This window comes from Klebsiella sp. Q2, from assembly GCF_009900705.1.
Taxonomy (GTDB): domain Bacteria; phylum Pseudomonadota; class Gammaproteobacteria; order Enterobacterales; family Enterobacteriaceae; genus Klebsiella; species Klebsiella quasipneumoniae.
Genome location: NZ_JAAABE010000006.1, coordinates 191,085 through 206,415 on the forward strand (window position 1 = coordinate 191,085; position 15,331 = coordinate 206,415).

General features: G+C 58.1%; 12 protein-coding genes. 6 read left to right on the plus strand and 6 right to left on the minus strand.

Annotation, left to right across the window (positions count from 1 at the left end; genetic code table 11):
* The first annotated feature begins 170 nt into the window (after positions 1–170).
* The 6 genes from lptD to apaH are packed head-to-tail and all read left to right on the plus strand — an operon-like array spanning position 171 to position 6,906.
* Complete coding sequence (lptD, locus tag GT756_RS21440) at positions 171–2,519, plus strand: LPS assembly protein LptD (protein WP_032455544.1); 2,349 nt, start codon at positions 171–173, stop codon at positions 2,517–2,519.
* 54 nt (positions 2,520–2,573) lie between these two features.
* Positions 2,574–3,860 carry a peptidylprolyl isomerase SurA gene (gene surA / locus GT756_RS21445; RefSeq protein ID WP_004204278.1) on the plus strand — a complete coding sequence of 429 codons (1,287 nt, stop codon included), beginning with the start codon at positions 2,574–2,576 and terminating at the stop codon, positions 3,858–3,860.
* A gap of 5 nt (positions 3,861–3,865) precedes the next feature.
* Positions 3,866–4,855 (plus strand): 4-hydroxythreonine-4-phosphate dehydrogenase PdxA, encoded by a 990-nt coding sequence (gene pdxA, locus GT756_RS21450; RefSeq protein ID WP_049093228.1) that lies wholly within the window; start codon positions 3,866–3,868, stop codon positions 4,853–4,855.
* Positions 4,852–5,673 carry a 16S rRNA (adenine(1518)-N(6)/adenine(1519)-N(6))-dimethyltransferase RsmA gene (rsmA, locus tag GT756_RS21455; protein ID WP_004204275.1) on the plus strand — a complete coding sequence of 274 codons (822 nt, stop codon included), beginning with the start codon at positions 4,852–4,854 and terminating at the stop codon, positions 5,671–5,673. The genes pdxA and rsmA overlap by 4 nt, the downstream gene beginning before the upstream one ends.
* Before the next feature lie 2 nt (positions 5,674–5,675).
* Positions 5,676–6,053: a Co2+/Mg2+ efflux protein ApaG gene (apaG, locus tag GT756_RS21460; RefSeq protein ID WP_004204274.1), complete on the plus strand. Its 378-nt coding sequence runs from the start codon at positions 5,676–5,678 to the stop codon at positions 6,051–6,053.
* Between the two features lie 4 nt (positions 6,054–6,057).
* Positions 6,058–6,906, plus strand: coding sequence for a bis(5'-nucleosyl)-tetraphosphatase (symmetrical) ApaH (gene apaH / locus GT756_RS21465; protein ID WP_004204272.1), 849 nt, complete (start codon positions 6,058–6,060; stop codon positions 6,904–6,906).
* Positions 6,907–7,184: 278 nt separating this feature from the next.
* On the opposite strand, the gene folA is transcribed toward apaH, so the two are convergent.
* From folA to carA, 6 genes are all read right to left on the minus strand, one after another.
* Positions 7,185–7,664: a type 3 dihydrofolate reductase gene (gene folA / locus GT756_RS21470; RefSeq protein WP_004204271.1), complete on the minus strand. Its 480-nt coding sequence runs from the start codon at positions 7,662–7,664 to the stop codon at positions 7,185–7,187.
* 173 nt (positions 7,665–7,837) lie between these two features.
* A complete protein-coding gene (gene kefC / locus GT756_RS21475) occupies positions 7,838–9,703 on the minus strand; it encodes a glutathione-regulated potassium-efflux system protein KefC (protein ID WP_004204270.1) in 1,866 nt (621 codons plus the stop codon).
* Positions 9,696–10,229: a glutathione-regulated potassium-efflux system oxidoreductase KefF gene (gene kefF / locus GT756_RS21480; protein WP_004204269.1), complete on the minus strand. Its 534-nt coding sequence runs from the start codon at positions 10,227–10,229 to the stop codon at positions 9,696–9,698. Before kefF ends, kefC begins: the two co-directional genes overlap by 8 nt.
* A gap of 131 nt (positions 10,230–10,360) precedes the next feature.
* The gene (locus tag GT756_RS21485) at positions 10,361–10,594 is read right to left on the minus strand and encodes a YgdI/YgdR family lipoprotein (RefSeq protein WP_002888059.1); all 234 of its coding nucleotides are present in this window, start codon (positions 10,592–10,594) and stop codon (positions 10,361–10,363) included.
* A gap of 168 nt (positions 10,595–10,762) precedes the next feature.
* The gene (gene carB, locus GT756_RS21490) at positions 10,763–13,987 is read right to left on the minus strand and encodes a carbamoyl-phosphate synthase large subunit (RefSeq protein ID WP_004204267.1); all 3,225 of its coding nucleotides are present in this window, start codon (positions 13,985–13,987) and stop codon (positions 10,763–10,765) included.
* A gap of 17 nt (positions 13,988–14,004) precedes the next feature.
* The gene (carA, locus tag GT756_RS21495) at positions 14,005–15,153 is read right to left on the minus strand and encodes a glutamine-hydrolyzing carbamoyl-phosphate synthase small subunit (RefSeq protein ID WP_004212571.1); all 1,149 of its coding nucleotides are present in this window, start codon (positions 15,151–15,153) and stop codon (positions 14,005–14,007) included.
* Between the last annotated feature and the right edge of the window lie 178 nt (positions 15,154–15,331).

The window sequence follows — 15,331 nt, forward strand, 5'->3', positions numbered from 1 at the left end:
TTGTGGGACATAGCCTATAATTTGCTTTATCATACTCGTCATTCAACAGGGTGCCTAACGCTCGGGCTCGAAACGGGCAGGATTAACACTAGCGTGATAAAGTTGAGTAAGTTAGGCTCTGACCGTTTGCAAGCCGCTGCCACAAGATGATGGAACAATAAATACAACGTATGAAAAAACGTATTCCCAGCCTCCTGGCTACGATGATTGCCAGCGCCTTGTATAGCCAACAAGGCCTCGCTGCCGATCTCGCAACGCAATGTATGCTTGGCGTGCCAAGCTTTGATCGTCCGCTCGTGGAAGGGCGGCCTGGCGATCTGCCGGTGACGATTAACGCCGATCATGCGAAGGGCAATTACCCGGACAACGCCGTCTTTACCGGCAACGTCGATATCAACCAGGGGAATAGCCGCCTCCGCGCCGACGAAGTTCAGCTGCATCAGCAGCAGGCCGCGGGCCAGGCGCAGCCGGTGCGCACGGTGGACGCGCTGGGCAACGTGCATTACGACGATAACCAGGTGATCCTCAAAGGACCAAAAGCCTGGTCGAATCTGAATACCAAAGATACCAACGTCTGGCAGGGCGATTATCAGATGGTCGGACGCCAGGGACGCGGTACTGCTGACCTGATGAAACAGCGCGGTGAAAACCGCTATACCATTCTGGAAAACGGCAGCTTTACCTCCTGTCTGCCGGGCTCCGACACCTGGAGCGTCGTGGGCAGCGAAGTTATCCACGATCGCGAAGAGCAGGTCGCCGAGATCTGGAACGCTCGCTTCAAGCTTGGCTCCGTGCCGATTTTCTACAGCCCCTACCTGCAGCTGCCGGTGGGCGATAAGCGTCGTTCAGGCTTCCTGATCCCGAACGCGAAATACAGCACCAAAAACGGCGTGGAATTCTCCCTGCCGTACTACTGGAACATCGCGCCAAACTTCGATGCCACCATCACCCCGCACTATATGAACAAGCGCGGCGGCGTGATGTGGGAAAACGAATTCCGCTACCTGACCCAGCTCGGCAGCGGCTTAACGGAGTTCGACTACCTGCCGTCGGATAAAGTCTACGAAGATGACCACTCCAGCGACAGCAACAGCCGACGCTGGCTGTTCTACTGGAACCACTCCGGGGTTATCGATCAGGTGTGGCGTCTGAACGCTGACTACACCAAGGTCAGCGATCCTGACTACTTCAACGATTTCAGCTCGAAGTATGGTTCCAGTACCGACGGCTATGCGACGCAGAAATTCAGCGCCGGGTATGTCAATCAGAACTTTGACGCCACGGTCTCAACCAAGCAGTTCCAGGTCTTCGATCGGGAGTCGAGCAACTCCTACTCGGCTGAGCCGCAGCTCGACATTAACTACTACCAGAACGATGTCGGTCCGTTCGATACCCATCTGTACGGCCAGGTCGCCCATTTTGTTAACTCGAATAACAACATGCCGGAAGCGACCCGCGTTCACTTCGAACCGACGATCAACCTGCCGCTGTCGAACGGCTGGGGCAGTCTGAATACCGAAGCCAAGCTGCTGGCGACCCACTACCAGCAGAGCAACCTCGATAAGTACAACGCCGCCAACGGCACGGACTACAAAGAATCCGTTAGCCGCGTGATGCCGCAGTTTAAAGTCGACGGCAAAATGGTCTTCGAGCGCGACCTGCAGGAGGGATTCACCCAAACGCTGGAACCGCGCATGCAGTATCTGTATGTGCCGTACCGCGATCAGAGTGAAATCGGCAGCTACGACTCCACGCTGTTGCAGTCGGACTACACCGGCCTGTTCCGCGACCGTACCTATAGCGGTCTCGACCGCATCGCGTCGGCCAATCAGGTCACTACCGGTATCACCTCGCGCGTGTATGACGCCGCCGCGGTGGAACGTTTTAATATTTCCGTTGGTCAAATCTACTATTTCACCGAGTCACGCACCGGTGATGACAACATCAACTGGGAGAACAACGACACCACGGGTTCACTGGTATGGGCCGGCGACACCTACTGGCGCATTGCCGATAACTGGGGTCTGCGCGGCGGGATCCAGTACGATACGCGTCTGGATAACGTCGCAACCGGTAACGGCACCATTGAATACCGTCGCGATGAAAACCGCTTAGTCCAGCTTAACTATCGTTACGCCAGCCCGGAATATATTCAGGCCACACTGCCGTCATATTCCACCGCGGCGCAATATAAAGAGGGTATCTCGCAGGTGGGGATGACCGCCAGCTGGCCGATCGTCGATCGCTGGTCCGTGGTCGGTGCCTACTACTACGATACCAATACCCGGAAAGCAGCAAACCAGATGTTGGGTGTCCAGTATAACTCCTGCTGCTACGCCATCCGTCTTGGCTACGAACGCAAAGTCAACGGCTGGGATAGCAACAACAACGGCGGCGAGAGCAAATACGACAACACCTTCGGAATCAATATCGAATTGCGCGGTCTGAGCTCTAACTACGGCCTCGGCACCCAGCAGATGCTGCGTTCGAACATTTTACCGTACCAGAGCTCCCTGTGATGCGGCTGGTTTACAACATCATCCGCATTTGCGGTTAATCGAAATGGAAAAAGTATGAAGAACTGGAAAACGCTGCTTCTCGGTATCGCCATGATCGCGAATACCAGTTTCGCTGCCCCCCAGGTGGTCGATAAAGTAGCGGCCGTCGTCAATAATGGCGTCGTGCTGGAAAGCGACGTCGATGGTTTGATGCAATCGGTTAAGCTCAATGCTGGTCAGGCTGGCCAACAGCTGCCGGATGACGCGACCCTGCGCCATCAGATCCTCGAAAGACTGATCATGGACCAGATCGTGTTACAGATGGGGCAGAAGATGGGCGTGAAGGTCTCTGACGACCAGCTCGATCAGGCCATCGCCAACATCGCTAAACAAAACAACATGACCATGGATCAGATGCGCAGCCGTCTGGCCTATGAAGGCATCAACTACAACACCTACCGTAACCAGATCCGTAAAGAGATGCTGATTTCGGAAGTGCGTAACAATGAAGTACGTCGTCGCATCACCGTGCTGCCGCAGGAAGTGGAAGCGCTGGCCAAACAGATCGGCGACCAGAACGACGCCAGCACCGAGCTCAACCTGAGCCACATCCTGATCCCGCTGCCGGAGAACCCGACCTCCGATCAAGTCGCCGCGGCCCAGGAGCAAGCGAATGCTATCGTTGAGCAAGCGCGCAACGGCGCCAACTTCGGTAAACTGGCGATCACCTACTCCGCCGACCAGCAGGCGCTGAAGGGCGGCCAGATGGGCTGGGGTCGTATCCAGGAGCTGCCGGGCATTTTCGCTCAGGCGTTAAGCACCGCGAAGAAAGGGGATATCGTCGGTCCGATCCGTTCCGGCGTCGGCTTCCACATTCTGAAAGTGAACGATCTGCGCGGCGGGACCCAGAACATCTCCGTCACTGAAGTACATGCCCGTCATATTCTGTTGAAGCCATCGCCAATCATGAACGATGCGCAGGCTCAGGCGAAGCTGGAGCAAATTGCCGCCGACATTAAGAGCGGGAAAACCACCTTCGCTAAAGCGGCGAAAGCGTATTCTGAAGATCCGGGCTCGGCGAACCAGGGCGGTGATTTAGGCTGGGCCACGCCGGATATCTTCGACCCGGCGTTCCGCGATGCGCTGATGCGTCTGAACAAAGGGCAGACCAGCGGACCGGTACACTCCTCCTTCGGCTGGCACCTGATCGAACTGCTGGATAGCCGTCAGGTCGACAGAACCGACGCCGCGCAGAAAGATCGTGCTTACCGTATGCTGATGAACCGCAAATTCTCTGAAGAAGCGGCAACCTGGATGCAGGAACAGCGCGCCAGTGCGTATGTTAAAATTCTGAGCAACTAATATCGATGCCTGATACCCATAAAGTTGTTATCACTCCCGGCGAACCCGCCGGGATTGGCCCTGACCTGGTCGTGCAGCTTGCCCAGCGCGACTGGCCAGTTGAGCTGGTGATCTGCGCCGACGGCGCCCTGTTAACTGACCGAGCCCAAAGGCTCGGTCTTCCTTTATCTCTCCTGCCATACGATCCTGCGCAACCGCCCGTTCCGCAGCGTGCCGGTACGTTGACGCTGCTTAACGTCCCGCTGAGCGTCCCGGCGGAGCCCGGCGTGCTGAACGTACAGAACGGCGCCTACGTGGTCGAGACGCTGGCGCGCGCCTGCGACGGCTGCCTGAGCGGCGAATTCGCGGCGTTAGTGACCGGCCCGGTGCACAAAGGCAACATCAACGACGCCGGCATCGCCTTCACCGGTCATACCGAGTTCTTCGAAGAGCGCGCGCAGGCCAGCAAAGTGGTGATGATGCTGGCGACCGAGGAGCTGCGGGTGGCGCTGGTGACGACCCATCTGCCGTTGAAAGCCATCAGCGAGGCGATAACGCCCGACCTGCTGCGCGAGATCATCACGATTCTCGATCACGACCTGCGCACGAAATTTGGTATTGCCCAGCCGCACGTGCTGGTTTGCGGGCTTAACCCGCATGCTGGCGAAGGCGGTCATATGGGAACGGAAGAGATAGACACCATCATTCCGGTGCTGGAAGAGATGCGCGCGAAGGGGATGAACCTCAGCGGTCCGCTGCCAGCTGACACCCTTTTCCAGCCCAAATACCTTGACCATGCCGATGCAGTACTCGCGATGTACCACGATCAGGGCCTGCCCGTGCTAAAATACCAAGGCTTTGGCCGCGGCGTGAACATTACGCTCGGTTTACCTTTTATTCGTACCTCCGTCGACCACGGCACCGCACTGGAATTAGCGGGCCAGGGAACAGCGGACGTCGGCAGTTTTATCACGGCGCTTAATCTCGCCATCAAAATGATTGTTAATATCCAATGAATAATCGAGTCCATCAGGGCCATTTAGCCCGTAAACGCTTCGGGCAGAACTTCCTTAACGATCAGTTTGTGATCGACAGCATCGTCTCGGCGATTAATCCGCAGAAAGGCCAGGCGATGGTTGAAATCGGCCCCGGTCTCGCCGCGCTGACCGAGCCGGTCGGCGAACGCCTTGACCAGTTGACCGTCATTGAGCTGGACCGCGATCTGGCGGCACGCCTGCAGACGCATCCGTTCCTCGGGCCGAAGCTGACCATCTATCAGCAGGATGCGATGACCATGAACTTCGGCGAACTGGCGGAGAAAATGGGTCAGCCGCTGCGCGTCTTCGGCAACCTGCCGTACAATATTTCGACCCCGCTGATGTTCCATCTGTTCAGCTATACTGATGCCATTGCCGATATGCACTTTATGCTGCAGAAGGAAGTGGTGAATCGTCTGGTTGCCGGACCGAACAGTAAGGCGTATGGTCGGTTAAGCGTGATGGCGCAATATTATTGCCAGGTGATCCCGGTACTCGAAGTGCCGCCGAGCGCGTTCACCCCGCCGCCTAAGGTCGATTCCGCGGTGGTCCGTCTGGTGCCGCACAGCACGATGCCGTATCCGGTCAAAGAGATCCGGGTGCTGAGCCGCATCACCACCGAAGCGTTCAACCAGCGCCGCAAGACCATCCGCAACAGTCTCGGCAATCTGTTCAGTGTGGAAGTGCTGACCGAGCTGGGCATCGACCCGGCCATGCGTGCAGAAAATATTTCCGTGGCGCAGTACTGCCAGATGGCCAACTGGCTGTCTGACAATCTGCCATCGAAGGAGAGCTAACCATGATTAATTCGCCTCGTGTTTGCGTCCAGGTGCAAAGCGTCTATATCGAATCGCAATCTTCTCCGGAAGAAGAGCGCTACGTCTTCGCTTATACCGTCACCATTCGCAATCTGGGGCGGAGTCAGGTTCAGCTGCTTGGCCGCTACTGGCTCATCACTAACGGCCACGGTCGTGAGACTGAAGTTCAGGGTGAAGGGGTGGTCGGCGAGCAACCGCATATTCCCGCCGGCGGTGAATATCAATATACCAGCGGCGCGGTCATTGAAACGCCGCTGGGAACCATGCAGGGTCATTATGAGATGATCGATATCGACGGCGCGCCGTTCCGTATCGAGATCCCTGTTTTCCGTCTCGCAGTTCCAACGCTCATTCATTAAAACAATGTCAACATACCTTATTGGCGACGTTCACGGTTGCTACGATGAACTGATCGCATTATTAGCGCAGGTTGAATTCGACCCGCGGAGCGATACGCTGTGGCTGACCGGCGATCTGGTAGCCCGTGGCCCGGGGTCGCTGGAGGTTCTGCGCTATGTCAAATCTCTGGGCGACAGCGTGCGACTGGTGCTGGGCAATCACGATTTACACTTGCTGGCGGTCTTCGCCGGCATCAGCCGCAACAAGCCGAAGGATCGTCTGAAATCACTGCTGGAAGCGCCGGATGCCGATGAGCTGCTTAACTGGCTGCGTCGTCAGCCGCTGCTCCAGGTGGACGAAGAGAAAAAGCTGGTGATGGCCCATGCCGGCATCACGCCGCAGTGGGATCTGGAGACCGCCCAGCAGTGCGCGCGCGATGTTGAAGCGGTGCTCTCCAGCGACTCCTACCCTTTCTTCCTTGATGCCATGTACGGCGACATGCCGAATCACTGGAGCAACGAGCTGAGCGGCCTGGCGCGCCTGCGCTTTATCTCTAACGCTTTTACCCGCATGCGCTACTGCTTCCCGAACGGCCAGCTGGATATGTACTCGAAAGAAGCGCCCGAGGACGCCCCGGCGCCGCTGAAGCCGTGGTTTGCCATTCCTGGTCCGGTCAGCAGTGCCTACAGCATTGCCTTTGGTCACTGGGCGTCGCTGGAGGGACGCGGTACGCCGGAGGGCATTTACGCGCTGGATACCGGCTGCTGCTGGGGCGGTGAACTCACCTGCCTGCGCTGGGAGGATAAGCAGTACTTTACCCAGCCGTCGAACCGGCAGAAAAGCCTCGACGAAGGCGAAGCCGTCGCGTCCTGAAGAAACAGGCGCACTCCCCCGGGCCCGCGCAAGCGCAGCGCCGCCGGGCAAGAACTGCGGACGCGGAGCCGCTTTTGTGTCGGGTGGCGGCTAACGCCTTACCCGACCTACGTTTAGGTGCCATTTGTCAGCCGGGCAGCACTCTGGAAAGACGCATCCCAGGACAGGAGACATGGCGCAGAAAAGTAGTGGCAGCGTCATCCGCGCTGAATTCACGCCAAAGAAAACCCCGGTCACGCCAGACGCGACCGGGGTTTTTTCATTGCTATCCTTCCCGCTTAACGGCGTTCGAGGATCTCAAAGCAGTAGCTGTGGGAGTTCTGCGCGTCGGCGTCATGAAACTCGCTGAACACCGATTCCCACTGGTCCGGATCGTAATCCGGGAAATGGGTATCGCCTTCCACTTCCGCATCGATATGGGTCAGATAGAGCTTCTGCGCCTTTGGCAGGAACTGCTCATACACCCGACCGCCGCCAATCACCATGATCTCTTCCACATCGCCGCAGGCGGCAATCGCTTCGTCAACGGAGGAGACCCACTGCACGCGATCGTCGCTGCCTGGCTTGCTGCTGATCACGATATTTTTACGCCCCGGCAACGGGCGCCCAATGGATTCCCAGGTCAGACGCCCCATCACTACCGGCTTATTTAATGTGTTGCGTTTGAACCAGGCGAGATCGGCAGGCAGGTTCCATGGCATGGCGTTTTCCATACCAATGACGCGATCTACCGCTAACGCCGCAATCAGACTGATCATTCATTCATTCCTGAGTACAAAAAATTGTCGCCACTATACGGAAAGCGTACAACTTCGTCGACTGGCCGGAGGGTAAAGAATAAGAAAATTTTCTGATTTGCTGGCAAGCCCACGTTCACACCGTGGGCCGCCAGAACAGGATCCAAACGAAAACAGAATGTTACTGATTAGCGTCAGGCGGAGGGCTTATTTTCCGGCTCATCGGCGATATCGCCGGTGTGCCTGCCCTCTTCCGTCCCCTGCCAACCGTGCCGCTGCACCAGCGACAGATGATGACGATCTTCGTTGATGATGCCGGTCAGCATATCGCTGGTCCGCTTGAAGACCGCCACCCGCGACGCCGCGTCGTTTTCCGCCATCGCCACCATCTCTTCGACCATCTGCAGGTTGAAACGACGGAACAGATCGGCCCGCTCGCGCGCTTCATACGCGCCGAGCCCCAGCGCCTCCAGCGTCATTCGGCCGGATTTCAGTGCCGCCTCGAAGGTTTCACGCTCCGGGGCATCAACGCCAGCCTGACGCAGCTGGATATAGTGATCGACATCGCGGGCGCGGGAGATAATCTGCAGATGCGGAAAATGCTCTTTTACCCTCGCCACCAGCTCCAGGCTGACGTGCGGATCGTCAATGGCATTGATCAGTACCTCCGCCTTTTCGGCGCCGGCCGACTCCAGCAGATCGACCCGGGTGGCGTCGCCGTAGAAGACCTTCATATCAAATTTGCGCAGAGTATCGACATGGTCCGGGTCGTGATCGAGGATCACCATCTTCACCCCGCTGGAGAGCAGTAGTCGCCCGGCGATCTGCCCGAAGCGGCCAAAGCCGGCGACAATCACCCGCGGCTGCTCTTCATCAATCTCGTCCGCATCCCGCGCCTGGCCGCTGGACGATTTCTCCAGACGGGTCAACAGCACCAGCAGAATGGGGGTTGCCGCCATCGACAGCGCCACCGCCAGGGTCAGCGCCTTTGCCCATTCGCCATCCAGCACCTCCGCCATCCGCGCGGCGCCAAAGACCACAAACGCGAACTCACTCCCCTGCCCCAGCAGCACCGCAAACCAGCGGCGCTGAGCGCGAGGCACGCCAAGCGGCCTGGCGATAAGCCACAGCATCAGCATTTTTATCGCCAGGAAACCCACCAGCAAAATCACGATACGCAGCGGATGGGTGACCAGGGTGCCGAAATCAATCGACATCCCGACGCCGATAAAAAACAGTCCCAGCAGCAGGCCTTTAAACGGCTCAATATCGCTTTCCAGCGCATGGCGATACTCGGAGCTGGCCAGCAATACCCCGGCGAGAAACGCCCCCATCGCCATCGACAGCCCCACCTCCTCCAGCAACAGCCCAAAGCCGAAGACCAGGAACAGGGCCACGGCGCTGAATACTTCGCGCAGACCGGAACGGGCGACAAAGCGCAGCAGCGGACGGGTCAGATAACGCCCCAGCACCACCACCAGCGCCAGCGCCGCGGCCACCTTCAGCGCGGAAAGGGCAAAAGCCATCAGCGAAGTGGCGCCGCCGCTGGCCGCCAGCAGCGGGATCATCGCCACCAGCGGGATCGCCGCGATATCCTGGAACAGCAGCACCGCGAAGGCGCTGCGCCCCATCTGCGATACCGTCAGATTGCGCTCATTCATCGCCTGCATGGCGATCGCGGTTGAGGAGAGCGCCAGGGTCATACCGATCAGCTCGGCCACCTGCCAACGCAACCCCAGCAGCATGCAGAAGAGGCCGATCAATACCCCACAGGCCACCATCTGCAGCGCACCGCCGCCAAACACCGAAGCGCGCAGCTTCCACAGACGCTGCGGATCCAGTTCCAGACCAATGACGAACAGCATCAGCACCACGCCAATCTCGGCAAAGTGCAGAATCGCCTCGGCATCGGTCACCAGCCGCAGCCCCCACGGCCCAATAATACAGCCGGCGATGAGATAGCCCAGCACCGACCCAAGCCCAAGGCGGACGGCGATGGGCACAATCAGCGCCGCGGCGCCCAGGTAAATCAGCGCCTGTATCAGCGTATGGCTATCCATTTTGATGTGCCTCCTGCCAGTCGATTAAGCGTTGACGATAATGGCGGGCCTGCGCCTGCAGCGTTTCGTCATCGCAGATAAAGGTGCAGTGCATGGCGAACGGCGGCAGCCATTTCATCCCGCAGTAGAGCGCCGTGGCCTGCAGCGGCTGCGCCAGCACCGGGAAACCGGGAAACGAACCGATATCAAAGTGGCTTTCACCGCCGCCGGTGGTCACCGCCCACATCAGCGATTTACCGCGCAGCGCAATACCGTTATGGCCATAGGCCCAGCCGTGCGACAGCACTTTGTCCATCCACAGCTTCAGCAGCGGCGGCACGCTATACCACTGCATCGGGTGCTGCCAGATAACCAGATCGGCACGGGCGAGCGCCGCCTGCTCGGCGGCGACATCGATATTAAAGTCGGGATAGAGTTGATAGAGGGAGCGTATCTCTACGCCTTCAAGCGTCCCTGCTTGTTCAAGCATTCGCTTATTCGCATGCGAATGCTGCGGATAAGGATGCGCATAAATTATCAGAATCATTGATTGGCCTGCGTTAGCTCTTGTCGTAATCAGCAAGAGTGTAGACAGTTAAATGAACCGCTTACAATGATAACTGTGATTTATGTCGCGGTGGTGGACACAACGCGCGCCTGAATGGCAAACGTCAGGCCTTAATTATCCAGCTCATCCATAGATTTCACCTGATCGCGGTTAATCTGCTCCACGCGTCCGGTTTCGGCATTTTTGTAAGAGACCAGACCGGTATCATCATCCACCTGCGGTTTACCGCTGGTGACAATGGTCTTGCCGTCGGTGGTTTTGATCGACTGATTCGATGAGCAGCCGGCCACGAACATGATTGCCGTCGCTGCCAGTGCGGATGCCACCAGAATATTGTTCCGCATTGTATCCTCCTGTCTTTTCATCAATAGGTATCGTTATGGTGCTAACTATAGTTAGCCTGACCCGACAGGGGGTTAAAAGCAGAACTCTCTGAAGATGGCCGCAGCCAAAAAAATGGGCTGACGAAGTCGTCAGCCCAGGTGTGTTGCTATCCGGCCAGGCCGGAGCGCTTATTTGGTGATTTGCGCGTGCATTTCCTGAACCGAAATCACCTTGTCGGTGGCGTCAGCGTTCAGCGCCATCGCGGTGGCAAAGCCGCCGTTCAGGGTGGTGTCATAGTGCACTTTGTACTGCAGGGCGCTGCGGCGAATCAGCTTGGAGTCTTCAATCGCCTGACGACCTGCGGTGGTGTTGATGATGTAGGTATATTCGCCATTCTTGATACGGTCCTGAATGTGCGGACGACCTTCATGCACCTTGTTCACCAGACGCGGGTTGATGCCCGCTTCGCCCAGCACAATCGCCGTGCCGTGAGTCGCATCCAGCTCGAAGCCAAACTTCAGCAGCTTCGCTGCCAGGTCGACCACACGCTCTTTGTCGCCTTCGCGGACGGAGAGCAGCGCGCGACCCTGTTTCTTCATGGTCGAGTTGCTGCCCAGCTGCGCTTTGGCGAACGCTTCGGCAAAGGTACGGCCAACGCCCATCACTTCCCCGGTGGAACGCATTTCTGGCCCTAACAGCGGGTCAACGCCCGGGAATTTGTTGAACGGCAGGACCACCTCTTTCACCGAGTAGTACGGCGGGATGATCTCTTTGGTCACGCCCTGCTGCGCCAGCGTCTTACCGGCCATCACGCGCGCCGCCACTTTCGCCAGCGGTACGCCGGTGGCTTTGGAGACGAACGGCACGGTGCGCGCCGCACGCGGGTTGACTTCAATCAGATAGACTTCGTTATCTTTCACCGCGAACTGGACGTTCATCAGACCGCGAACCTGCAGCTCGAAGGCCAGCTTCTGCACCTGCTCGCGCATCACATCCTGAATCTCTTTGCTCAGGGTATAGGCTGGCAGGGAACAGGCGGAGTCGCCGGAGTGGACGCCTGCCTGTTCGATATGCTCCATGATGCCGCCAATCAGCACCATTTCGCCATCGCAGATGGCATCGACATCCACTTCAATCGCGTCGTCGAGGAAGCGGTCCAGCAGCACTGGCGCGTCGTTGGAGACGCTGACCGCAGTCTGGAAGTAGCGGCGCAGATCCTGCTCGTCATAGACGATCTCCATCGCCCGACCGCCGAGCACGTAAGACGGACGCACCACCAGCGGGTAGCCAATCTCTTTCGCTTTCTCTACCGCCTGCTCAATGGCGGTGACGGTGGCGTTCGCCGGCTGCTTCAGCTTCAGACGGTCAACCGCGTGCTGGAAGCGCTCACGATCTTCCGCCCGGTCGATAGCGTCCGGGCTGGTACCGATAACCGGTACGCCTGCGGCTTCCAGGGCGCGCGCCAGCTTCAGCGGAGTCTGCCCGCCGTACTGCACGATAACGCCTTTTGGCTTCTCGATGCGCACGATTTCCAGCACGTCTTCCAGGGTAACCGGCTCGAAGTACAGACGGTCGGAAGTGTCGTAGTCGGTAGAGACGGTTTCCGGGTTACAGTTGACCATGATGGTCTCGTAACCGTCTTCGCGCAGCGCCAGCGAGGCGTGTACGCAGCAGTAGTCAAATTCGATACCCTGACCGATACGGTTCGGGCCGCCGCCGAGGACCATGATTTTATCGCGGTCAACGGACGGGTTGGACTCGCACTCTTCTTCATAGGTGGAGTACATGTAGGCGGTATCGGTGGCGAATTCCGCGGCGCAGGTGTCCACGCGCTTGTAGACAGGGTGCAGGTCATACTGGTCGCGCAGTTTACGGATTTCCGCTTCCCGCACGCCCGCCAGCTTCGCCAGACGCGCATCGGCAAAGCCTTTACGTTTCAGGGTGCGCAGGAAGTCAGCGTCGAGGCCGTTGATGCCCACTTCCGCCACTTTCTCTTCCAGACGGACCAGCTCTTCAATCTGCACCAGGAACCAGCGGTCGATGTTGGTCAGGTTGAAGACGCCGTCAACCGAGAGGCCCGCGCGGAACGCGTCGGCGATGTACCAGATACGCTCAGCGCCGGCGTCTTTCAGCTCGCGGCGGATTTTGGTCAGCGCTTCCGGATCGTCGAGGCTCACTTTCGGATCGAAGCCGGTGGCGCCCACTTCCAGACCGCGCAGCGCTTTCTGCAAGGATTCCTGCTGGGTACGGCCAATCGCCATCACTTCGCCGACGGACTTCATCTGGGTGGTCAGACGGTCATTTGCGCCGGCGAATTTTTCGAAGTTAAAGCGTGGAATTTTAGTGACCACGTAGTCGATGGACGGCTCGAAGGAAGCCGGGGTACGGCCGCCGGTGATGTCGTTCATCAGCTCGTCGAGGGTGTAACCTACCGCCAGCTTGGCTGCCACTTTGGCAATCGGGAAACCGGTGGCTTTGGAGGCCAGCGCCGAGGAGCGGGAAACGCGCGGGTTCATTTCAATAACGATCAGGCGACCGTTTTTCGGGTTGACCGCGAACTGAACGTTAGAGCCGCCGGTTTCGACGCCGATTTCACGCAGCACCGCCATCGAGGCGTTACGCATGATTTGGTATTCTTTGTCGGTCAGGGTCTGCGCCGGCGCAACGGTGATGGAGTCACCGGTGTGGATCCCCATGGCGTCGAAGTTTTCGATAGAGCAGACGATGATGCAGTTGTCGTTCTTATCGCGCACCACTTCCATCTCATACTCTTTCCAGCCGATCAGCGATTCATCAATCAGCAGCTCGTTGGTAGGAGAGAGATCCAGGCCGCGGGTACAAATCTCTTCAAACTCTTCGCGGTTATAGGCGATGCCGCCGCCGGTGCCACCCATGGTGAACGACGGACGGATGATGCACGGATAGCCGACGTCAGCCGCTACCGCCAGCGCCTCTTCCATCGTATGGGCGATACCTGAACGCGCGGTGTCGAGACCGATTTTTTTCATCGCGATATCGAATCGGCGACGGTCTTCGGCCTTGTCAATCGCATCGGCGGTGGCGCCAATCATGGTCACGCCGAATTCAGCCAGCACCCCCTGACGCTCCAGCTCCAGCGCGCAGTTCAGCGCCGTCTGGCCGCCCATGGTCGGCAGCACCGCGTCCGGGCGCTCTTTTTCGATGATTTTGCGCACCACTTCCCAGTGAATCGGCTCGATGTAGGTGGCATCGGCCATTTCCGGGTCGGTCATGATGGTCGCTGGGTTAGAGTTCACCAGGATAACGCGGTAGCCCTCTTCGCGCAGGGCTTTACAGGCCTGGGCGCCGGAGTAGTCAAACTCGCACGCCTGACCGATAACAATCGGGCCCGCGCCCAGAATCAGGATACTTTTTATGTCTGTACGTTTTGGCATGGCTCTTTTACTCCTGATTATTTCGCGGACTGACGGTATTGCTCAATTAACTCGATAAAGTGGTCGAACAGCGGCGCGGCATCGTGCGGCCCCGGGCTCGCTTCAGGGTGCCCCTGGAAGCTGAACGCCGGCTTGTCGGTGCGATGGATCCCCTGCAGGGTGCCGTCGAACAGCGACTTGTGGGTCACGCGCAGGTTGGCCGGCAGCGTCGCCTCATCCACGGCGAAGCCGTGGTTCTGGGCGGTGATCATCACCACGTTGTTATCAATATCTTTCACCGGGTGGTTGCCGCCGTGGTGGCCGAACTTCATCTTAATGGTCTTGGCGCCGCTCGCCAGCGCCAGCAGCTGATGGCCGAGACAGATGCCAAACACCGGAATATCGGTCTCGAGGAATTTTTCAATCGCCTCGATAGCGTAATCACACGGCGCCGGGTCGCCTGGGCCGTTGGAGAGGAAAATACCGTCCGGATTCAGCGCCAGCACATCCGCCGCCGACGTCTTCGCCGGCACCACCGTCAGGCGGCAGCCGCGGTCAACCAGCATGCGCAGGATGTTGCGTTTCGCGCCGAAGTCATACGCCACGACGTGGAACGGCAGCTCGCTTTCCGCTTTCGCTTCCGGCAGGTCGCCCGCCAGGGTCCAGCTGCCTTGCGTCCAGCTGTAGGTTTCTGCGGTGGTCACTTCCTTCGCCAGGTCCATGCCGTTCAGGCCCGGGAACGCTTTCGCTTTTTCCAGCGCCAGCTGGGCATCCGGGCTGTCGCCCGCGATGATGCAGCCATTCTGCGCCCCTTTCTCACGCAGCAGACGCGTCAGCTTGCGGGTATCGATATCGGCAATCGCCACGATGTTATGGCGCTTCAGATAGGAAGAGAGGTCTTCGGTACTGCGGAAGTTGCTGGCAATCAGCGGCAGGTCGCGAATAACCAGACCCTGAGCATGTACCTGAGAAGATTCTTCATCGGCGGCGTTGGTGCCGACATTACCAATATGAGGATAAGTAAGAGTGACGATTTGGCGGGAATAGGAAGGATCAGTGAGGATTTCTTGATAACCGGTCATTGAAGTATTGAAAACGACTTCCCCAACCGCCGTGCCGGTTGCCCCGATGGCCCGACCGTGAAACTGGGTTCCGTCTTCCAGAACCAATAGCGCTGACTTAATCAAAACATCCTCCAGAGAATATCCACTCACTTTATTTGCATATTAATTCATAAACACGATCTGAATCAATGCAAATCTGTTGCCCGCAGATTTTTGGCAAACGGCGGCATTCTGGAGAGATGTCGGATAAAAGTCAACTTAAAGCGGAGATTTTTAATGTCATTTTACGCCACTGGCGCAT